A 21,042-nucleotide genomic window follows, 5' to 3' on the forward strand; every position below is an offset into this window, starting at 1 on the left:
CGGTCAGGGCGTGCGGCTGTTCCCTACAAGTCGCCAGCTGTAGGCCACCACACGCGGATCAGGGTCGTTGAGGACCACCACCAATAGGCAAGCAGTTGGCTTACAGCGCACGGCCAAGTCATGCGGGTAAAACTGGCGCTTCAACGGTTGTGCTGCTGGGGCCAACCGGTAGCGCAGCCAACCCTCGGTGTCGTATACATCGACCTGCACCCATCCGGGCCGCAAGTTGAGCACAAACAGTAGTGAATCGACAGGCACGGCAGCGCTGCTCAGCAGCGGCGCCTGGTATGCTTCACCAACGAGAAATGCCCTGCTGCGGGCAAGCATTGGGGAGTCGAACCCCACGAGTGCCAGCGTATCCATGCGCCCGTCTGGGTACCATCGGTCGACGACGGGGCGAAAGCCCGACAGACTCAGCAACGTATCGTCCCAAAGCCGTAACAGCCCGGCATAACGCCACACAGGCCCAGAGAGCCGTTGTTGCCGCAGCGTTTGCCCTAAGGCATCAAGCTGCAGGAGCCATCCCGTTTCCCCCTCACGGAGGGCTTTCACAAAGTAGCCCGTCTTGCTGGCTGCCGCATAAAGCAACGCCTTCGCAGGGAGTTGATCCGGCAGTGGGATACGACGGACGACTTGGTGGCCCACTAAACCCACAAGTTGACGCGCTTCGGGCGCCAACACAACCAAGGTATCCCCACGCCAGCCTGCCAAATAAGGGTAACGCAGCCCGGCCACGTGTAGCGTGTCCACCAGTCTCCCCATGGTATCCAACACGGCCACAAAATGCCGGGCAACATCGCTCACATACACCTTGCCTTCTGGCCCAAACTGTACTGTGCGTGGGCGTTCTAAGGGAAGCGCAGCGGTCGCCGCCACTTCCCAACGTAGGTGCAAGGTGTCTTGCGGAACCGTAGCGGCAATCTGCCGCGAAAGGGAATCCGACGGTAGCAGCGCCGTGGGCTCTTCGCGACGGCACGACGAGGGAAGACATCCCGAGAGCACCGCTATGCTCAAAAGCCACCAGGTGCTGCGCCTCATCACGGTGCTTGCCGGCCAATCCGCATTTCCAGTTCTAGCCGTCGCCCTTCTCGAAGGATGCTGAGACGAACCCGATCGCCCGGACGGAAGTCGAGCAGCCGCGCCCGCAGTTCTTCACTGTTTGCCACGGCGGTACCCCCAAAGGCAATGATGACGTCGTAAGGCCGCAGCCCGGCTTCATCGGCAGGCGAACCGGGGTCGACATCGGTAACAAATACCCCTCGCGCCTCGGGCACCCCTAAAGCCTGCGCAATGCGCGGCGTAACGTCTCGTACGTACAGGCCAGTGTAATAAGAACGATCGACGTATCCTTTGGCTTTTAATTCTTCTACAATGCGGCGGACCTTTTCTGCCGGAATGGCAAAACCAATCCCCACCGACCCTCCCGTTTCTGTATAAATGGCCGTATTCATGCCAATCACTTCACCAATCGCATTGACCAGCGGCCCCCCTGAATTCCCCTGGTTGATGGCAGCATCGGTCTGGATCATGTCGCGATACACCCGACCGCTTTGGCCAGCTGGCAGGTTACGCCCAACAGCACTGACAACGCCTACAGTTACCGTTGGAGGGGCGGCTTCAAACAAGCCATAAGGATTCCCCAAAGCCACAACCCACTCCCCCACGATAGGTGGACTATCGCTAAACTTCAGATAGGGCAGAGGCCGATCCGGCCGCACTTTTAGAAGGGCAATATCGGTTGCCGGATCTGTTCCCACCAGCTCGGCATCCATGGCATGACCATCGGGAAAGGACACTGTAATCTTGGTCGCATTGCCCACCACGTGGTCGTTGGTGACAATATAGCCATCAGGAGAAATGACAAATCCAGACCCGATCGCGTGAATCTGACGCTCAATAACGCGCGAACGCGGCCCTCCGAAAAAGAATTCCCAAATCGGATCATTAAAAAAGTCGGCAAAGGGGTCACGATAACGGATACGCTGCACCTCAAGCACGTTGATGCTCACCACTGCTGGCGACACCTCGCGAACAGCCCGCGTAATGGCTGTCTCACGAGAACGGGAAAGCTGCACTTGTGTAGTATCTACAAGGCCCTGGGATGCTCCAGGCTCTTCCGAACGCGCGTTCTGTGAACACCCCATTCCTGCCCATGGCAGGAAAAGCAGGCCCAATAACAGTGCGTAACGCATCATGTTTGACATGCTTTGTAAACCCAGGCCGTTAATACGAGCCGTACCCGTCATGAGTTCTTTAGGAAAAGATGTACCTTGAAAGAGATACATCTAACCAATTTGATGCGATGCCCCCTTTGCGCCACGTGCTATTTTGGAAGCCTTATGGCGTACTGAGCCAGTTCACAGATCCTCAAGGGCGTCCCACGCTTAAAACGTACATTGACGTCCCAGACGTCTATCCGGTTGGACGTCTGGACCAAGACAGCGAAGGACTGCTTTTGCTCACCCGCGATGGGCAGCTTAAGCATCGCCTGCTTCATCCGCGCTACGGGCATTGGCGTACCTACTGGGTCCAAGTCGAGCGCATCCCTGAAGAAGAGGCACTACGGCAATTGGCACAAGGCGTTGTCATTGCCGGGGGCTACCGAACACGTCCAGCCCGCGTGCGGCGCATCGACCCCCCACCGCTTCCACCACGTCCCGTACCTATCCGCTACCGAAAAACGGTTCCCACCTGCTGGCTAGAGATCTCCTTACGGGAGGGAAAAAACCGCCAAGTGCGACGCATGACAGCGGCTATTGGACACCCTACGCTGCGCCTAGTGCGTGTAGCCTTTGGCCCCTTAAGCTTAGAAGGTCTCTCTCCAGGTCAATGGCGGCCCCTCACCCCTGAGGAAGAAGCCGCACTGTACCGCCTCTGCCACCTAAACAAACCTTCCCACTTACCTTGAGGGGATCTCGCCAGACCACTGGACGACCCCCCCAAGTCATGTACCTGCAGCATAATCGGTCACGTAAGCCCGCTGCTCCTCCGAGAGCGTGTCGATCCGAATGCCTAAGGTCTCCAGCTTGATGCGTGCAATTTCTTGGTCCAGCTCTTCAGGCAGGTCAATCACTTGAGGTGGCAGCTTTTCGCCTGATTTGTGTTTTTCAACCAGGGTCAAATGGGCCATAAACTGATTGGCGAAGCTCATGTCCATCACTTCAGGCGGGTGTCCTTCGGCAGCCGCCAGGTTGACGAGGCGTCCCTCGGCCAATACGTAGATGCGGCGGCCATTTTCGAGCAAGTATTCTTTGTTGTTGGGTCGCACTTCGCGGGTGCGAACGGTCAGCGCGGCCAGTTCCTTCAGGTTAAGCTCCACATCGTAGTGGCCGGTGTTGCACACGATCGCCCCATCTTTCATTTTGCGAAAATGCTGGCCACGAATTACATCCTTCATGCCCGTAGCGGTGATGAAAATATCGCCGATTTCGGCAGCTTCGTCCATGGGCATGACTTGAAAGCCATCAAGTACAGCCTTGAGCGCAGCGGTCGGTTTTACTTCGGTGACAATCACCTGCGCCCCCATTCCCCGGGCCCGCATAGCTACGCCGCGCCCGCAATGGCCGTAGCCGGCTACCACCACGCGCTTGCCCGCCAGGAGCACACTGGTAGCCCGCAAGATGCCATCGATCGTAGACTGGCCAGTGCCGTAGACATTGTCAAAATCCCACTTTGTTTCCGCATCATTGACAGCGAAGACCGGATAGCGGAGCTTTCCATCAGCAGCCATGGCCCGCAGGCGTTTGACGCCTGTGGTGGTTTCTTCCGATCCCCCAAGGATGTGCTCGGCCAGCTCAGGTCGGCGATGATGCACCGTAAAGATGAGGTCGGCACCATCGTCCAGTGTCAGGTGCGGTGGTTTTTGGAGCGTCTGCTCGATACTCCAGTAGAACTCTTCGACGCTCTGTCCATGCCAAGCGTAGATTTCTATGCCAGCATCGGCTAGTGCGGCTGCAATGTCGTCCTGTGTCGAAAGCGGATTACAGCCGCTCCAGGCTACCTCGGCGCCACAGGCTTTAAAGGTCTCGATCAGCACCGCCGTTTCTTTAGTTACGTGCAAGCAGCCAGCAATCCGGTAGCCTTTGAACGGTTGCAAGGCTTGATAGCGCTCGCGCAGGTGCATCAGCACTGGCATGCGGCTTTCGGCCCACGCAATGCGCCTGCGGCCAGCTTCGGCCAGACGCAGATCCCGTACCTTATAGGCGCCTTCCTTGTAGTCCATGGTCTAGAATCTATTTGCTGGAATCGTAGGCTGTTCCTACGCCTTAGCCCTAAAGGTAGCTCACGGTTCAGCAAAACTTCACCTCAAGGTCGGTACACCACCGATACGGTCTGCTGCGCGTCTTCGGTGAGCAGCCGAACCCAATAGACGCCCGCAGCAAGTCCGGTAGGCTGGAACGTTACGGCGTAGGTGCCTTCAGGCTGCAGCGCATCGACCAGTCGCACGAGCTCTCGCCCCAGCAGATTATAAACGACCAGCTGCACCTGCTGCGTACGCGATAAGGTATAGGCAAGCGTTAGCGTCGTTCGGAAAGGATTGGGGAATGGGGGCCACAATCGGGTCTGGCGCTGCAGCTCCAGCTCAGGATCTAGCGAGGCCTGCTCTAAGCGCAGCGCTTCTAGTGTCCAAAAAGCCTCTGGGACTTCACTAGAGCAACGAAATGAAGCCCTCAGCCAGAGCGTAAGACCAGCATAGCTTGAAAGATCAAAGGTGTGCCAGAGGCCTTCTGGGGGACTCGCCTCGCCAAAGGGTTGCTCAGCAGAGGATGCGCCTTCGGGCAGCAAAACCTGCCAGCTATAGCCGCCATCGGTCGATCCTTCCAAAAGGCCATTACACGCATGGCCAAAATGAAACGCATGGTGCAAATGTAGGCGCAGCCGTTGGGCATTGCGGGCCAGTTCAAGCGGCAATAAGACAAGCGTAGCCGGTGTTGTCTGCGGGCGTTGAATGCGCCACTGCGTACCCGATTGGGCCCAACCGGCATTGGCCTGCGCTACACGTAGCGCATCAGTTTCGGCCACGTGTCCAATAGCCACGGCAAAGGTTTGATCGGGCGCTTGCAGAGGCTGGCGCAGCTGCCAGCCTGTTGCCGTCTCGGCCTCGAGATAGTAAAAAATCTGTCCCGGCATCCCATCCCAAGGGATCTGCCCTTCAAAAAGCGAGTCACTAAGGGGTTGGAAGAAAGCAGACGGGACGAACTGACCGTTTTGCAGATAAAAAGCCTGCACCCGTACAATCGAGTCCCTACGGGCTGTAGCGTAGGTGCGCACAATGAGCGCAGTGGGCGTGACCGTCACGTCACGCGTGGGATCGTGGCGAACCACCACCGGAAACGATGCAGGATCAACGAGCCCCCGTGCCCCTAGTCGCTCAACGAGCAGGCTCACATGCGCCCCCCCATAGTAATCCATATCGGCCTGCAAAAGGGCCTGGGCTGCATCTCGAAACGTAGCTGGTGGGCTTAAGTACAGGGCGGCAGCCACTGCCAAACGGTCTGTAATGGCCTTTCCGAGAACATCCTGAATTTCCATGAGCACCTTAGCCCAAAGCAAACCGTCCCGATAGGGATTGCAGGGACTTTGCGGCGTGTCTTCGCGATCGCAGTTTGTGTCTTGCGGATAGCTTCCTTCGAAGGCTATGCGTCGTCCTTCCCAGATCGTTCCGTCGCCACTATCCCAGCGAAAGAGGAGATCCCAATCTGTGCGTCGCACGGCCCCAGTTTCGGCCAGCCATCGGGCATACGTAGCTGCCCAGTAGTCGGCCCACCCCTCATGCAGCGCTTTGCCTTCGTTCGTATTGAGCAACCCTGGCGCCATGTCCTCCAGCAGGGCATGCCAGTACTCATGCCAAATGACCGCAGCATCTTCGGCGTCATCTACGCCACCCGTGCCAAAAGCGATGGCTTTGGCGGAGGGGTAGTACATCGAATTATCTGTGGTCAGGCCGCGTGGATTGACCGGCAAAGGGGCGGCCTGGACGGGCGTGCCAATGGCAAGCTGCTGCAGGTAACGTTGGCTAAAGTCAATATGGTAATACGCCATAACCGCTTCAAAGCGCGGATCGCCACGGGTATAGTGGAAAGCATCAGGGACAGGCTCTGCAGGAGGGGTGTAGGCGGCATCGGCCACATTGGGTAGGTTACCCGTAATGCGCACATACGGACCTTCCAGCCGGTAGAGCCCATCTTGGCCTTGGGTGATTTCAAGCAGTGAAACGGCGCGGCGCTCGGCATTCAACTCAGGCGTGTCGGCGTCACTGTTGTCGGCATAGGCTCCACCATAAGGCATGCCGGCTGTAGCCAATGGATCGGGGTCGAACACATGCCCTTCACCTGTAACCAGGCCCACAGGTAAAGGAAAAGCAGGGCTTGGCGACACCACAGACTTGGGAGGCTGCACATGGGTGGCTTGGTTCCAAACGGCTACTAGCCCACCGCTATGGGCATCGACAAAAACAGCCCATTCTTCGGGCTGGTCTTGAGGCCAGAGTACGAAATGCCAAACCAGGCGTGGGGGCAGCTCAGGCCAAACCATAAGCATAGGATCACTCGCAGGGGCTTCAGGCTGCTTGAGCTCGTGGCGTGCGCTGGCCAGTGCTGCCGAAGCCGAAAGCCGAGGTAAGGAATCCAAGCGATGGGCCCAAGCTTCCAGGCGAGGGTCGTAACCGTTCAGCACCAGCGTAGGCCGACCTTCCCGGTTGAGATTGAGCTGCACATATCGTCCCCAGATGGGCACGCCGTTTAAGGTTTGCTGAAAGCGCACGTGCGCCGCCTGAGGCGTAGCGCGTAACCATTGCAGCTGGAGCGTGCGGTCCGGCGCACGCCATCCAAAACGCACGGCTTCTTGACGCAGGAACGCGCGTGCAGTGGCTTCCACACTGCCTTGCCAAGCTACCGGCGAGGGGAGGCGGTACGTGGCCTGCTGCTGTCCTGTGAGCGGGTGCACGCGGCCCTGAGGTACCGGTCGGGTCGGCGAGGCAAGCAGCGTATCGGGGAGCGTCTGCACGCGGCGCGGCTGCGCATAGGCTGCCAGGCTTACCGCGAGCATCAGCAGTCCTAAGCTCAGCCTCTTTCCAATGCGCCTGGTCATAGCATGACCAGTGAATGGTGGGACCTTAGCTAAAGTACAAAAAAAGCCGTCTAAGGCTTAGACGGCTCTAGAGCAAGCGCACTGCGCTTTAGGCAAAGCGGGCAACAGCCTGGCGTAGTTCTTCGACGCGATCGAGCGCCTCCCAGGGGAATTCCTCGCGGCCAAAGTGGCCATACGCTGCAGTGGCGCGATAACGCGGGCGCAATAGATCCAGATTCCGGATGATCGAAGCAGGGCGAAGATCGAAGACCTCTTTTACTACCTCTACCAGCACAGCATCGGGCACAACACCAGTACCAAAGGTATTTACGTCGATCGAAACCGGATCCGCTAACCCAATCGCATAGGCAATCTGCACTTCCACTTCATCGGCCAAGCCTGCGCCCACAATGTTCTTGGCCACATGACGGGCAGCGTATGCACCAGAACGATCCACCTTGGAAGGATCCTTACCGCTAAAGGCGCCGCCCCCATGCGCCCCTTTACCCCCATAGGTGTCGACAATGATCTTACGACCGGTCAGGCCTGTATCCCCATGAGGCCCACCAATAACAAACCGCCCCGTGGGGTTTACATGCAAAATAAGCCGCTCGTCGACCAGCTCCGGCGGTAGCACCCGTGGGAGCAAAATTTCTCGGATGTCTTCTTTAATGCGTTCTTGTGCAACTTCTTCACTGTGCTGCGTCGAAACCACCACTGTGTGGATGCGCCGGGGTGTGCGGCGGTCGTCTTCGTACTCCACAGTCACTTGACTTTTGGCATCCGGACGTAGGTAAGGCATCAGGTGCGGCTCATGTTTGCGAATGTGGGCCAACTCCCGCACCAGTTTATGCGCCAAAATGATGGGCAACGGCATCAGCTCTGGCGTCTCGCGGCAAGCGTAGCCAAACATCATGCCCTGATCCCCTGCTCCCTGTTCACCACTTGGCGCCCCATCAACCCCACGGCGGATATCTGGACTTTGCTCATGAATGCTTGAAAGCACACCACAGCTATCGGCATCAAAGCGCAGGCGGGGATCTGTATAGCCAATATCCCGGATGACCTCACGCACGACCTGTTGCACATCGACATGCGCTCGCGTGTAGACTTCACCCGAAAGAACTACCAGTCCGGTAGTGACCAGCGTCTCGACCGCCACCCGGCTGTTGGGATCCTGCGCCAACATAGCGTCCAGGATCGCATCCGAAATCTGATCGGCAATCTTGTCCGGGTGTCCTTCGGAGACCGATTCAGAAGTAAACAAGTAGGCCATTCGTCCTTTGGTCTTTTGCGTTGCGCTAAGGGGTGAAAGCGAGCCGTTAACGCCCTGGCTGCTGCAGGGTTCAACGCTTTTTGTGCTGAAGGCTTCCATGGAACTCCCTCCAGCCTTGCACGTTGGCCGCTGCCGTCTACAGCGCCACGTTGCCCTAAACGTTTTGGTGTTGTATTTTGAGGCGATTTGCGTTAGCCATCCCCTGCCAACGGGCTCTGGCTCGTTTTGGATGTAGCTTTACTAACCAAGGAGGCATCGCACTATGGCAAACGATATCGAAGCGAAAGTGAAAGCCATCATTGTCGAAAAGCTGGGCGTCGACGAAGCGGACATTACGCCAGAAGCTTCATTTACGAACGACTTAGGGGCCGACTCGCTCGACACCGTTGAACTGATCATGGAGTTTGAAAAAGAGTTTGATATTACCATCCCCGACGAAGAAGCAGAGAAAATTGTGACCGTGGGTGACGCCATCAAGTACCTCAAAGAAAAGATTGGTGCCTAAAACAAACTTACCTTGGGCCCGGCTGATTGCTGAAGTACATGCCGGGCTTTTTTGTGTTTTTTGATTTGTGTTTTTTGATTTGTGTTTTTTGAGAAACGTCTATGCGACATCCACGGCGCGTTGTCGTCACCGGAATGGGCGCGCTTACGCCAATTGGCCTAAGCGTTCCCGAGTTTTGGGAAAACCTGCTGCGTGGTACAAGTGGCGCAGCACCCATTACCCGCTTTGACCCTACACCATTTGACACGCATTTCGCCTGCGAGCTCAAGGGCTTTGATCCACTCAACTATATGGACCGTAAGACGGCGCGACGGTTAGATCCCTTCGCGCAGTATGCCCTGGTGGCTGCCGACGAAGCGCTGCGCGATGCAGGGTTAGACCCGGCAGTGCTTTCGCCTGCGGAAAAGGCCCGCATTGGCGTTGTTTTTGGCAGCGGCATTGGCGGCATGCACGTCTTTCAGGAACAGACCACGGGCTACCTTCGCCAAGGCGTCCGGTCCATCTCACCGCTTTTCATCCCCATGCTCATTCCCGACATTTCAGCTGGGCACTTGTCGATTCGTTACGGATTTCGTGGTCCAAACTACGCCGTTGTCTCGGCTTGCGCTACAGCCAATCACAACATCGGTGATGCCTTTCTCCTGATTCAGCGTGGCCTGGCCGACGTAGTGCTTTGCGGCGGTAGCGAAGCGCCCATTACCGAAATGGCCTTAGGCGGTTTCAATGCCATGAAGGCCCTTTCCACGCGTAACGACGATCCAGCACGCGCCAGTCGACCGTTCGACGCAACCCGCGACGGCTTCGTGATGGGCGAAGGAGCCGGAGCCCTGGTGCTCGAAGCACTCGAACATGCCCAGCGCCGCGGTGCACGCATCTACGCCGAAGTGCTTGGCATCGGCATGTCGGCCGATGCCTATCATATTACCGCGCCCGATCCCGAGGGCGAAGGAGCTGCTTTGGCCCTTCAGGCACTGCTCGCCGACGCCAACCTCCAAGCTGAAGATGTTGACTACATCAATATGCACGGCACGTCCACCCCACTGGGCGACGTGGCAGAAACCAAAGCGATCAAGCGCGTCTTTGGCGAGCATGCCTATCGCATGAATTTTTCATCCACCAAAAGCATGACCGGACATCTGCTCGGGGCCGCAGGTGCAGTTGAAGCTATCGCTACCATTTTGGCGCTGGTGCATCAGACGATCCCGCCCACGATCAATTTTGAACAGCCAGATCCGGAATGCGACCTAAACTACACGTTTAATGCGCCGCAAAAGCGCTCGGTGCGCGTGGCCATCAGCAATGCGTTTGGATTTGGAGGCCACAACACCGCTGTGGCCTTTGCCCGATTCGAAGCCTAAGAAAAGCTATCGAAAAACGATTTCTTGGATCAGCGGCTTGCCCAGCGCTTCGTTGAGCCGCAGCCGCCACTGCTCGCGCTGCAGATGCAACGTGTGCCGCCAAGCTGCTGAGGTCAGCTTGACGTAAAGTGTACCGTCGCGTACCCAAACCGCGTCGGTGACGCGATTAATTTGGGGGCCTGCTAGGGCAGCCCAGGTCTCTACCACCTGAGCTGCTTCGATACGCGACTTTAAGCCCAGCCGCTCGATAACTTCCTTGAGTACAGCGCCTAGCGGTCGCGGATTCATAGAAATGGAAAGAAGTTTGCAATAAGGTAGGCACGCTGCGACGTTTTTGTCCAGCTGGGTTTCTCCAAAAACCTTAACGTTCCATGAAGTCCTCTAGGCTTTGGTTGCATTATGCGTGCGTTGCCACGCTTTTTTGGGGACTAGCCGGACGGGCGCTAGCGCAGCCGATCGATACGCTACGGCTTTCGCTGCTAGAAGTGCTTCAGCGCGCCCTAGCGGTAAGTCCCGATTTACAGGCCGTTGCCGCACGAGAGGCATTCGCCGAAGCCCGCTATGACCAGGCCCGAGCAAGCCGGTTTTTGACGCAGTTGCGCCTGCAAACGGCACATGCGGTCGCACCGGGCCTCAAGATTCCAGAAGACAATGCCTACCCAACCGATGCCCTGTACTTAAACCCAGAGGTGCGCAACGACTGGGCACATGTACGCCCCTTTAATCAGCTCGAAGTGGAGCTAATTCAGCCGCTTTGGACTTGGGGAGAGCTTAGCGGTCAGATCCGCGCTGCCCGGTATGGTACCGAGGTCGAAACTGCCAGCTTACGGCAAAAAGCCCTGGAAGTGGCAGCCCGTAGCGGCGAACTGTACTACAGCCTACAACTTACAGCAGCCCTGCTTCGCCTAACGCGAGAAACAGGCGAGATCATCGAGCGGGCAAAAGCCGAAATCAACCGACTACTGGAAACTGGCGCTCCTGAGGTGGACGATGCGGACCTATTCCAACTCCGCATTACCGAACAAGAATACTTGCAACGCGTGGTTGAGGCTGAAGAACGCCATCGGCTTGCGCGCTCGGCCTTAGCCCTCCAGCTGCAGTTGCCGGATACGGTTGCCCTGGAAACTACAGAAGTTCTGCTCCCCGTATCGTTCACGCTACAACCGTTAGAAACCTACCTAGCGCTGGCTGAAGCGCATCGGCCGGAAATCCAACAAGCCCAAGCTGGCTTGGCTGCCAGAGAAGCCTTGGTTGACGTAGCCCGCTCAGAGTACTACCCTAAGCTTTTTTTGGGCATCTCCGGGCGCTGGACTTACACGGCTGGACGCTATCGGCAGCCGAATCCATATATCAGCGATCCCTACTTAGGTGAAAGCCTACGCGCCGGCCTTGGACTACGCCTCAGCCTCAACTTTGGCCAAACGCGGGCGCGCGTTGCCCAAGCCCAAGCCCAACGCAACGAGGTAGCCTATCAGTTGGAAGCCGCGCGCCTGCTCGTCCGCTACGAGGTCGAAGAAGCCTATCGCAATGTCCTCATTGCGAAGGCCGCCTTAGAAGCCCGCGACCGTGCCTTGACCATCAGCAAGGAATGGCTCCGCACCGAACAAATCAACTTTGACCTGGATCTGGGTGATACCGAAAACCTGGTCCGGGCCGTTCGGGAAAACTTAGAGCTGCAGGCGCGTTACTACGAAGCTGTCTACAATTATAACCGTGCGGTATTGCGCTTACTACGCGCTATAGGCACCTTGGACGAAAATATTCGCAACGGTACAGTTATTGAGTAAAGCACACACACGCCCAACTGACTACCTAGACCATATGTATAAGCGTTGCATACCCCTTGTGATGAGCATCGGCTTGCTTAGCGGCGTGCTTGGGGTGCACAGTCTTTGGGCCCAATCCACCAGCCCTGAAGCCCAGCGCCTGCAACAGCTGCTCGAAAGCCGCGACCGCCAGGTTAAAGCCTTACTCAATGCTGGACCCCTAACCCCAGAACGGCGCGCCCGCTTGAAAGAGCAAATTAATGGCGTAGTCGACTTCGAAACGATGGGCCGCCTGGCTTTAGGGCCTTTTTGGAAAAACCTGACGCCGGCGCAGCGCCAGGAATTCATTCAGGTCTTTAGCGACATCGTGCGCGAACAGTCCTTAGCAGATCTGGACATCTACCGGGCTCAGGTACGCTACAACCGCATCGAAGTGCGCGGCGACAGTGCGCGGGTGCTGACTACCGTTACCTACAAAGAAACCCCAACCCAGGTCGTTTACCTTTTCACGCGCCGTGATGGCCAGTGGAAAGCCTACGATATCATCATCGACGAAGTGAGTACAGTCGACGGCTACGCCCGCTCCTTCCAAAGCGTGATTCGCAAACGCGGCTTTGAAGCCCTTATGAACAGCCTGCGCAAAAAACAAGCCCAACTCACCCAATCCACTTCTTCATAAGCAAAAATTTGTGACTTTACCTAAAACCCAGGCGGCTTTTCTATCGTTTGCTTGAGGCTTTGCGGGCTTAACACAAAGATAATGTCTCGCTCCCCTAGCGAAGGCTACGTGCTGCACACCTATGGACCCGAACGCTACGTGCAGCACGCGTTGGCATCGGTAGTCACGCTGCGACGGCATGATCCGATCCGTCCTGTGGCGCTTTTCTGCCCGCCTGAACACCAGGCCCTGCTGAAGCACTATGGCTTAGACCAGTGGTTTCAGGTTATTGCCCCCCTTCCGGAAGCTCATCGCTCGATCGTTGGCTTTAAGCATCACCTGCACCGCTTCATGCCTTTTGACCGGTGCTTGTTTGTCGATGCCGACATGATCTGGTGCCGCAACCCGGATCCCCTATGGCAGCAGCTGGCGGCCTTTCCCTTTACGGCTACCGGATTAGAGCGCGCAGATTTCTTCTTTGGTGGGCCTAAGGGCTTAGGTGTTGTGAAGGACTTCTTGCTGGACCGCCGTCGCCGCACGTTGCGCCGCTTGGGCCTTACATATCTTCCCCGCGTGCAAGCCGGGATGATCTTTGCCCAAGACGCTGAGCTGACCCGCACGGTCTGTGAGCTGGCAGCTGCATTTTTAGCCCGCAGGACAGAAACCCATTTTCGCAGCCGTCTTCATGAAGGCCGCAGTGAAGAATCCTGCGAGTGGAGCTTGGCTTTGGCAATGAGCCAACTCAACTTGCCTGTTTTCCCCTGGTTTGCTGGGCAAAATAGCCCGCAGCTCGACTTTATCGAAGACTTGACCACCTACGACCCTGACTTCGAACAGGTGCGCTGCCGCTACTATACCGATCGCCTGGTCTATGCCTTGCGTGGGCTGCCTAACGCTACGCTTCGACGCCTATTGCTTAGGCTCTTTACCTGCCTTCCTGGCCGAGGGGATTATATGGAAGTGACCCCCTTTGCGCTGCATTTTGGTTGGCTGCACCAAAAAGCCCCATTTTATGCCTTTGCCACGCGCGTCTGGCATCAGCTGACCCACTCAAAACTCCGCAGCGAGCAGGTGCCAGAAAAAGTACGTATCTCCTGAATGCAGGCCCCATCCTGCACTCCCTGCCATTACAGCAAACAGCCAAAAGCCTGGATGCAGTAGAACCAAGGCCAAACGCATCCAAAGGCGCCCTTCTACAACCTGCCCTGCATCTCGCAGCGTACGTTGCAAACTCCATCCTTCACACAACACCCATAACCCCAGCAGTGCAGTTCCAGCTGCTGGCGACGCTGTGTCTAAAAGGCCAAGGGCTCCCATCAGTAGGGCAAGCAAAACCCAACGAGGCATAAGCGCAATAGTTAAGGCCTGCACATATCCAATGCGCCGCCCCCAGCGACTGAGCAGTGCCAATCCCAAGCTCCATAACCCAACGCCTATGGCAGTCCCGCAGAGCGTTAGCCCTAGCAGCAGAGCCGGATACTGTAAAACAAACAGTACCGTTTCCTGCACGTCCAAAGGCAACAAGCCAACAAGCCAGGCAACTGCTCGGCTTTGACGCAGCATCGGCACGCTGAGGGCTAGCGAGACGCCGAGCGCTACGCTTTGAGCTAAGCCGAAACTGAGGACAGCTCCCACAGGGAGATCCCGCCCCCACTGCACGGCCTCAATGTAAAAGCCGTGTGCCCAAAAATAACGCCTGCTTTGCAGGCGCCAAAGTAGCGAAACGCGGCGGTTGACTGCCAGCAGCACAATAGGCAGCCAAGCCAACATGACCTCCCAAGGCCATGGGGACTTAGGGGAATGGCCCATTGCAAAGGCAAAAACCCCCTGCCTGCCTGTAAAAAATCCCTGCACTACGTCACGTGCTGGCCGGGGAGTTCCTTCGCGGGCGTGCAGTCCATAGGGTTCCCAGTAGGGCTGATCGTGATGCAACGCTGGCCGTTGACGGGAGGCGTCACGCCATCGATAGACGAAAACCGGACCTTCTATCCAGCCCTGTAGGCGGCGCAGGTGCTGCTCGAAGTAGCGCGCCTGCGCCTCTGGAGAATGCGGCACCCGCAACCCACGCAGCGTATCTGCCCTCACCCAGATGCCCAACTTGCCTATGCCGACCGGAACGCGCGGATGGGCTTGCTTCCAGCGACGGAGCAGTAGCAGCGGATCTTCGGCATCACGTGCATCCAAAAGCACCCAGTCGACGGCGTGGCCACACCGATCGGCTTCAATAAACACGGTCTCGTAGTAGACGTCCAGGTCGGCTCGGTAACGCCGCACCTCTGCTGCGAGGGTCTCAAAGTAAGCACAGGCCTCAGGATCTGTCGTATCCACCCCTTGGGCTAAACCTATAGCCCGCAGCGAAGGATGCCCTCCAAGCTGCTCAAGCAGTGTCCAAAGCTGCCGACGCACCTGCGGAAGTAACCGCAGCAACCTACGCGCTGCCAAAGCTTCAACCGGTAACGACACGTATACCGCAAGCCCTAGTGAATCGGCCATATCCAACACAAAAGTCGGCACTGCTCCTCCTTCTACCTGTACAGCTTGGGCACCTAGCTGCCGAACTCCTTGCCAGTCCACAAAGGCTTGAAAGGTATCTTGCGCAGGACGCCAAACAATTCCCCATACCTGTGCATAAGCTGCACTGCCCAAAATCCACCAACCGATACACCAATAGCCCCACAAGCATCTCATCTTTTTAGCCACGACCACGAAATTTTTTGGTCTGTTTGGTACTATCCGTTAAAGCTTATATTTTTGTCTAAAGCCTTTGACCTTTTGGTGCTCTAAACCAAGAGAAGATACAACCCGGCATTTTCTTTGCCTAAGCTAAACAACGCGCTTTTCACCAACCAAACCCTATACGCCCTATGCCATACCGTATCCTGTCCTTATTGTTTTTAGGCGCCCTTGGAGCGCTGTCTGTTCGAGCTCAGGTACCTTCGCCAGTTACCTTCGAGCTGGGTCCACGCGTGGGCTATGATATCGGTGGAGACGTAGAAGAATTTTTTATAGGAGCAGACGCTCGTCTGGGTGTGATTGCCCTGCCCATCGATTTTCAGGCCACGTTTGATTATTACTTCATGGAAGAGAATACCACGTTTTGGCAGCTAAGTCTTAATGCCTTGCTGAGTTTTGGTCCGGGCATTTTGTTTACTCCCTATGTGGGCGGAGGCATTGGCATTTCCAGAACTTCGATAAGTGTAGACATCCCAGGGTTTGATAGTGTTAGCGACACCGACACTGGCCTAAACCTTGTAGGTGGGGTGCGCTTTGGGGTAGGGCCGCTTCGACCCTTTGTGCAGGCGCAAGTAACCATGCTGGGAGATGTGGAGCTTGTAACCCTAAGCGGGGGGCTGCTTTTCAAGTTTGGCCCTTGATTCGAGAGGCTTCGATACCTGAAAGGGGCAGCCTGATTGCTGCCCCTTTCTGTTTTACGGCCCTTGGGCCGCTCGCTGAACCACACCCCACGTGCTACAGGCTGTGCTCGGCAGCCCAGTGTAGGGTGAAGGGGGACTTAACTGCCACCGAGATAAAGTTCATCCCAGCGGGTGTCAGCTGTTCGTCACCTTCTACGCGAACGTGGAGCCCGGTCTTGCCGCCGGGTTAGTCCATCATTTTGCGTAAAAAAGCCGGTGTATCCATACCGTCCTTGCGGCTGCGCTCCTTGAGCTCGTCGGCATGCAGCCGGCGGATATTTCCCGGTCGTTCCGTGTCTGTCATCGGGGGGAGGGTGCGCCGCTCAAAAGCAGGGGTATCGAGCCGTTTCAGGTTTTCTTCGCCTTTGTAGTTTACATAAGGCTCTTCGGGCTCTAGCGGGACTGTTCGGCGCCGCCCGACGGTTTCTGTTCGACGCTCGCGATCGAAACCCGTGGCAATGACCGTCACACGCAGCTCGTCGCCCATACTGTGATCGATCACTGTGCCGAAAATCACTTCCACGTCTTCCCCTGCTTCCTGCTGAATAATACGAACCGCCTTTGTGGCTTCGTGAATGCCTAATGAGGGGCCAGCCGTGATGTTGACCAGCACGTTCCGGGCCCCTGAAATAGAAAGCCCGTCGAGAAGCGGGCTAGAAATAGCTGCAATCGCTGCCTTTTCGGCCCGGTTTTCTCCAGAGGCCACGGCAGAACCCATGATAGCTGTACCTCCGTTTTGCATGGTAGTCTTGACGTCTGCAAAGTCCAGGTTGATAAGGCCATGGGTAGTGATCAGGTCGCTAATACCACGCACGGCGTTGTAAAGCACTTCGTCTGCTTTTGCAAACGCCTCTAGGAGCGTGGTCTTTTCGTCGGAGATGTCCAGCAAGCGCTCGTTAGGGATGACAATAAGCGTATCAACGTTTTCTTTCAGCAAGGCAATGCCGTCGAGCGCTGCCTTCATGCGCTTAGCCCCTTCGCATTCAAAGGGCTTGGTCACAACGGCCACTGTTAGAATACCCAGCTTGCGCGTAATGGCAGCGACCACCGGAGCCCCTCCCGTACCGGTACCGCCTCCCATCCCTGCCGTGATAAAGACCATATCATAGCCCTTTAGCGCCTGCTCGATCTCGTCGCGGCTTTCTTCAACAGCTTGAGCCCCAACCGCTGGGCGCGCACCTGCGCCCAAGCCTTTGGTCAAGTTACGCCCTACTTGAATCTTGATGGGAGCTTGGTTGGCTGCCAGGGCTTGGGCATCGGTATTAATCGCAATAAAGTCTACCCCACGAATGCCTCGCTCTAACATGTTGTTAATGGCATTGCCGCCCCCACCGCCGATGCCCACCACGCAAATTTTGGCTTCGCTGGGTACCGAATCGTCAAAAGCGAAGCGTGAGCTAATAGAGTTTTCCATAAGTCCCCCCTTAGATTGTGGTTCAGCGGATGAAAGCCACCGGGCCGAGCCTACCCGGCAGCACCGTCAAGTTCAAAGTTCGTCAAACCAAGCTTTCATGCGGCTGGCAATTTTGCGCAGCAGGGTTTCTCCCGGGATGGCTTCGCCAACGCTACGCGCTTGCACCTCGCTGCTGAGCCCCGGCGTACCGATCAATTCAGGCCGCAGGCCGTAGAGCACCAAGCCAACAGCCGTAGAAAACTTCGGATCACTCACCTCGGCCACCATCCCACCCGACAGACCCATAGGGGCACCCAAACGCGCCTCCATACCCAACACATCGGCAGCCAATTCGACTGTGCCTGGAATTAGGGCTCCTCCACCCGTCAGCACCGCTCCAGCAGCTAAATGCCGGGCATACCCACTGCGTTTAATTTCAATGGCTGCAATTTCTAAAATTTCTTCCATCCGCGGCTGGATAATTTGCGCTAAGGTCGTGCGGCTAATGCGCTTTTCTGGACGTCCACCAATGCCAGGGATCGTAATCTCCTCATCCTCCTCAATAAGGTCAACGAGCGCCACGCCAAAGCGACACTTGAGCCGCTCGGCCTGATCGCGCATGATGCCCAATCCTTTGCGGATGTCATCGGTTACCTTGTTGCCGGCCACCGCAATCACTCCGGTATGCCGGATGGTATGGTCTTCAAAAACAGCGATATCGGTTGTGCCACCGCCAATGTCGATTAGGGCAACGCCAATTTCTTTCTCATCCGGATGCAACACGGCAAACGAAGAGGCCAACGGCTCGAGCACCAAATCGGCTACCTCGTAGCCCGCCTTTTCCACGCACCGATAAATGTTGCGGGCTGCCGAAACCAGGCCGGTGATGATGTGCACGTTGGCTTCCAAGCGAATGCCGCTCATCCCTACGGGATCGGCTACCCCGTCCTGTCCATCCACAATAAATTCCTGAGGAATTACGTGCAGGATTTCGCGATCGGCCGGCAAGGCCACATGCGTGGTGTCCTCAAGCAACCGTTCTACATCACGCTGGGTGATCTCGCCCTCACGGTTAGAGATGGTGATCACTCCGCGACTTTGAAAGCTTTGGATATGATCCCCCGCAATTCCTACAATAACGTTGCGTACCTGAATGCCTGCGGCCCGTTCAGCCTCACTGACAGCAGCTCGGAGTGAAGCCACGGTTTTGTCGATATTGACCACCACGCCCCGGTTTAGGCCGTCCGATTCGGCCACTCCTACACCTAAAATGTTGACCCGATGCATTTCATCGGCCGCAGCGACTACGGCACACACCTTTGTGGTGCCGATATCGACGCCTACGACAATCCGCTCGTTCATGACCGATCCCAGGTTAAGGGTTTTTAGATTACACCTGCCTTAGGAACGCAGGCGTTCATGCACGACCACCTGGCCATTAAATCGCAAATCTATAAACAAAAACATCTTGCCTGGTTGGGTTAAAACAGCCTGCTGCCAAAAGGCGGCAAGGGTGCGCAAGCGCTTGCCAAACTCCTCCTGCCCTAGGCGGACCGGGATGCTGCCTTGACCCGCGGCCGGTGTTGTATACAGCCAGAATTCACGTGCTGGCGTATAAACAATCTCGGATATCAAGGCGCGTTCTGGATCTGGCATGGTAGCCAGTGCACGTAAAAGCGCCCGCACACGCTCGTCCTGCAAGGGACGCATAGGATGCACTGGACCTTGCACCCCATGCAGCAGGGGCACGTCGATGGCTGGCTCCTTGCCTAGCGGCATGCCATATCCCTCGGCGTCTAGATAACGCATCGGTCGCCCTGCAGCATCCATCTGCAACACTACCGGCACGCGTTCCTCCACGTGGATCAGGAGGGTTCCTGTAGGCAATCGCGTTACCGACGCTTTGCGTACCCATGGGTGGCGCGCGACGCGGTCGGCAATCAGTTCAGGATCCAGCCTGAACAGCACAGCACCCGAATCCACCGCTGCCAGCGTTTGCAGCAGCTCGGCATCGGCATGGCGTGCGCCCTTGATTTCAATGCGTGCTAGCCGCACACTACTGAGCCATAGCCAGGCCAATAGGCACACCAAACCTATCGGCAGCCCCAGCCAAAGGTGCCGGAGGCGCCAACGTCGCGACGCTGGCCGGGAGGCATGTCGTGCAGTTTGGGCCTTACGAGGCGGCATGGCTTGGAGATATCGATTGAGATTTTGGCCACGCCCAGTGGGGTAGGGTCTCCAAAAGTGCTCGGGCTGCACGCCAGATATCCCCCGCACCTAAAAACAGCACAGCATCTCCAGGTCGCAACACGTGCTCTTGAAGATAGCGGGGGAGCTGCGTTAGCTCGGGCACGTAGTGCACATCGCGATGCCCGAAGCGCCGTGCCAAATCGGCAATCAATGCGCCACTGACACCTGGAATAGGCGCTTCCCGCGCTCCGTAGATTTCGGTTACCACGAGCACGTCGGCATCCACAAATGCCCGTGCAAACGCTTCTTGAAAATCCCGCGTGCGCGAGTACAGGTGCGGCTGAAACACCGCCACAAGCCGCCGATCAGGCATGGCGGTGGTTGCAGCCTCTAGCGTAACCCGGATTTCCGTTGGGTGATGGGCGTAGTCGTCGATCACCAAAATGCCCTGCACTTCACCCAACCGCTCAAAGCGTCGACGTACACCGGTAAAACGCTCCAGACCTGCCCGAATGCGCGCAAACGGAATGTCCAGCTCAAGCCCCACGGTGACCGCCGCCAGCGCATTGCGCACGTTATGCAATCCTGGAACTTGAAGGTGCATCTCGCCTAGCGACACACCTTCGACCATCACCTCGAACGAAGATCCAAAGCCTTCAAAACGAACGTTTTCCGCCCGCACTTCGGCTTGCCGGGCCAATCCATAGGTCCGTATGCGTCGGTCCAGCTTCCCCATCAATGCCTGCACGTTAGGGTCATCCAAGCAAAGAATCGCGGCACCAAAAAAGGGTACGCTGGAAGCAAACTGGCGGAAAGCCTCAAGCAGATCGTCCAGATCCCGATAGATGTCCAGGTGCTCAGCTTCAATGCTGGTAACCACAGCCCAGGTGGGCGTCAGCCGCAAAAAGGTACGGTCGTATTCATCCGCTTCAATGACGATAAGGTCACCTTCACCTGCAACAGCATTGGAGTCAAAGGCCGTTACCTTTCCACCCACGATGATGGTCGGGTCAAAACCACCTTCGGCCACAACCAGCCCGACCATCGATGTGGTGGTGGTTTTGCCATGCGTGCCGGCAACGCCAATGCCGAGCTTCATCCGCATCAGTTCGCCCAGCATTTCGGCCCGCGGGATGAGCGGGATGCGGCGCCGCAGCGCCTCGAGGGTCTCCGGATTGTCCTGGGGACGCACGGCCGAGGAATAGACGACCACATCAGCCCCTTCAATGTGCTCTGGCCGATGGCCTTCATAGACCGTGGCCCCAAGCTGCTCCAGGCGATCGGTAATTTCACTGCGCTTAAGGTCCGAGCCGGTCACGCGAAATCCTCGAAGCAAGAGGATCTCGGCAATCGAGCTCATGCCAATCCCTCCAATACCTACCATATGCACGTGGCGCACGCGCCCAAACAAAGGC

At 56.9% G+C, this 21,042-nt stretch carries 18 protein-coding genes; 7 read left to right on the forward strand and 11 right to left on the reverse strand.

What is annotated here, in order from left to right; all coding sequences use genetic code 11:
* Nucleotides 1–3: 3 nt before the first annotated feature.
* Together J8E65_RS01420 and J8E65_RS01425 are read right to left on the reverse strand one after the other, a co-directional pair.
* Nucleotides 4–1,038, reverse strand: a complete 1,035-nt coding sequence (locus J8E65_RS01420) for a hypothetical protein (protein ID WP_210373613.1) — start codon at nt 1,036–1,038, stop codon at nt 4–6.
* Entirely contained in the window at nt 1,038–2,195 is a 1,158-nt protein-coding gene (locus tag J8E65_RS01425; RefSeq protein WP_237181509.1) for a S1C family serine protease, read from the reverse strand. The genes J8E65_RS01420 and J8E65_RS01425 overlap by 1 nt, the downstream gene beginning before the upstream one ends.
* A gap of 107 nt (nt 2,196–2,302) precedes the next feature.
* Between J8E65_RS01425 and J8E65_RS01430 the strand changes: the two genes are divergently transcribed.
* Entirely contained in the window at nt 2,303–2,908 is a 606-nt protein-coding gene (locus J8E65_RS01430; RefSeq protein ID WP_210373614.1) for a pseudouridine synthase, read from the forward strand.
* 36 nt (nt 2,909–2,944) lie between these two features.
* Here J8E65_RS01430 and J8E65_RS01435 read toward each other — a convergent pair whose 3' ends face one another.
* The 3 genes from J8E65_RS01435 to metK form a co-directional block, all read right to left on the reverse strand.
* Entirely contained in the window at nt 2,945–4,222 is a 1,278-nt protein-coding gene (locus J8E65_RS01435) for an adenosylhomocysteinase (protein ID WP_210373615.1), read from the reverse strand.
* Nucleotides 4,223–4,305: 83 nt separating this feature from the next.
* Entirely contained in the window at nt 4,306–7,089 is a 2,784-nt protein-coding gene (locus J8E65_RS01440) for a T9SS type A sorting domain-containing protein (protein WP_237181510.1), read from the reverse strand.
* A gap of 88 nt (nt 7,090–7,177) precedes the next feature.
* Nucleotides 7,178–8,344, reverse strand: a complete 1,167-nt coding sequence (gene metK, locus J8E65_RS01445; protein WP_210373616.1) for a methionine adenosyltransferase — start codon at nt 8,342–8,344, stop codon at nt 7,178–7,180.
* A 262-nt stretch (nt 8,345–8,606) separates the two neighbouring features.
* Between metK and J8E65_RS01450 the strand changes: the two genes are divergently transcribed.
* Together J8E65_RS01450 and fabF are read left to right on the forward strand one after the other, a co-directional pair.
* Nucleotides 8,607–8,849, forward strand: coding sequence for an acyl carrier protein (locus J8E65_RS01450; protein WP_072714710.1), 243 nt, complete (start codon nt 8,607–8,609; stop codon nt 8,847–8,849).
* Nucleotides 8,850–8,950: 101 nt separating this feature from the next.
* The gene (gene fabF, locus J8E65_RS01455; protein WP_210373617.1) at nt 8,951–10,207 is read left to right on the forward strand and encodes a beta-ketoacyl-ACP synthase II; all 1,257 of its coding nucleotides are present in this window, start codon (nt 8,951–8,953) and stop codon (nt 10,205–10,207) included.
* A 6-nt stretch (nt 10,208–10,213) separates the two neighbouring features.
* On the opposite strand, the gene J8E65_RS01460 is transcribed toward fabF, so the two are convergent.
* Nucleotides 10,214–10,495 carry a DciA family protein gene (locus J8E65_RS01460; RefSeq protein ID WP_237181511.1) on the reverse strand — a complete coding sequence of 94 codons (282 nt, stop codon included), beginning with the start codon at nt 10,493–10,495 and terminating at the stop codon, nt 10,214–10,216.
* Between the two features lie 83 nt (nt 10,496–10,578).
* Here J8E65_RS01460 and J8E65_RS01465 point away from each other — a divergent pair, with 83 nt between their 5' ends.
* From J8E65_RS01465 to J8E65_RS01475, 3 genes are all read left to right on the forward strand, one after another.
* Nucleotides 10,579–11,994: a TolC family protein gene (locus tag J8E65_RS01465; RefSeq protein WP_210373618.1), complete on the forward strand. Its 1,416-nt coding sequence runs from the start codon at nt 10,579–10,581 to the stop codon at nt 11,992–11,994.
* Nucleotides 11,995–12,055: 61 nt separating this feature from the next.
* Complete coding sequence (locus J8E65_RS01470) at nt 12,056–12,652, forward strand: MlaC/ttg2D family ABC transporter substrate-binding protein (RefSeq protein ID WP_237181512.1); 597 nt, start codon at nt 12,056–12,058, stop codon at nt 12,650–12,652.
* A gap of 81 nt (nt 12,653–12,733) precedes the next feature.
* Entirely contained in the window at nt 12,734–13,729 is a 996-nt protein-coding gene (locus tag J8E65_RS01475; protein ID WP_210373620.1) for a glycosyltransferase family protein, read from the forward strand.
* On the opposite strand, the gene J8E65_RS01480 is transcribed toward J8E65_RS01475, so the two are convergent.
* Nucleotides 13,682–15,319, reverse strand: coding sequence for a hypothetical protein (locus J8E65_RS01480; protein ID WP_210373621.1), 1,638 nt, complete (start codon nt 15,317–15,319; stop codon nt 13,682–13,684). The genes J8E65_RS01475 and J8E65_RS01480 overlap by 48 nt on opposite strands.
* A gap of 176 nt (nt 15,320–15,495) precedes the next feature.
* On the opposite strand from J8E65_RS01480, the gene J8E65_RS01485 reads away from it, so the two are divergent.
* On the forward strand, nt 15,496–16,005 hold the full coding sequence (locus tag J8E65_RS01485) for an outer membrane protein (protein WP_210373622.1): 510 nt from the start codon (nt 15,496–15,498) through the stop codon (nt 16,003–16,005).
* Nucleotides 16,006–16,231: 226 nt separating this feature from the next.
* On the opposite strand, the gene ftsZ is transcribed toward J8E65_RS01485, so the two are convergent.
* The 4 genes from ftsZ to murC form a co-directional block, all read right to left on the reverse strand.
* Nucleotides 16,232–17,458 (reverse strand): cell division protein FtsZ, encoded by a 1,227-nt coding sequence (ftsZ, locus tag J8E65_RS01490; protein ID WP_210373623.1) that lies wholly within the window; start codon nt 17,456–17,458, stop codon nt 16,232–16,234.
* Between the two features lie 72 nt (nt 17,459–17,530).
* The gene (ftsA, locus tag J8E65_RS01495; RefSeq protein ID WP_210373624.1) at nt 17,531–18,799 is read right to left on the reverse strand and encodes a cell division protein FtsA; all 1,269 of its coding nucleotides are present in this window, start codon (nt 18,797–18,799) and stop codon (nt 17,531–17,533) included.
* 39 nt (nt 18,800–18,838) lie between these two features.
* The gene (locus tag J8E65_RS01500) at nt 18,839–19,624 is read right to left on the reverse strand and encodes a cell division protein FtsQ/DivIB (RefSeq protein ID WP_210373625.1); all 786 of its coding nucleotides are present in this window, start codon (nt 19,622–19,624) and stop codon (nt 18,839–18,841) included.
* Nucleotides 19,611–21,038: a UDP-N-acetylmuramate--L-alanine ligase gene (murC, locus tag J8E65_RS01505; RefSeq protein WP_272491911.1), complete on the reverse strand. Its 1,428-nt coding sequence runs from the start codon at nt 21,036–21,038 to the stop codon at nt 19,611–19,613. Before murC ends, J8E65_RS01500 begins: the two co-directional genes overlap by 14 nt.
* Nucleotides 21,039–21,042 lie beyond the last annotated feature (4 nt).

It is taken from the genome of Rhodothermus bifroesti (genome assembly GCF_017908595.1).
Classification (GTDB): Bacteria; Bacteroidota; Rhodothermia; order Rhodothermales; family Rhodothermaceae; genus Rhodothermus; species Rhodothermus bifroesti.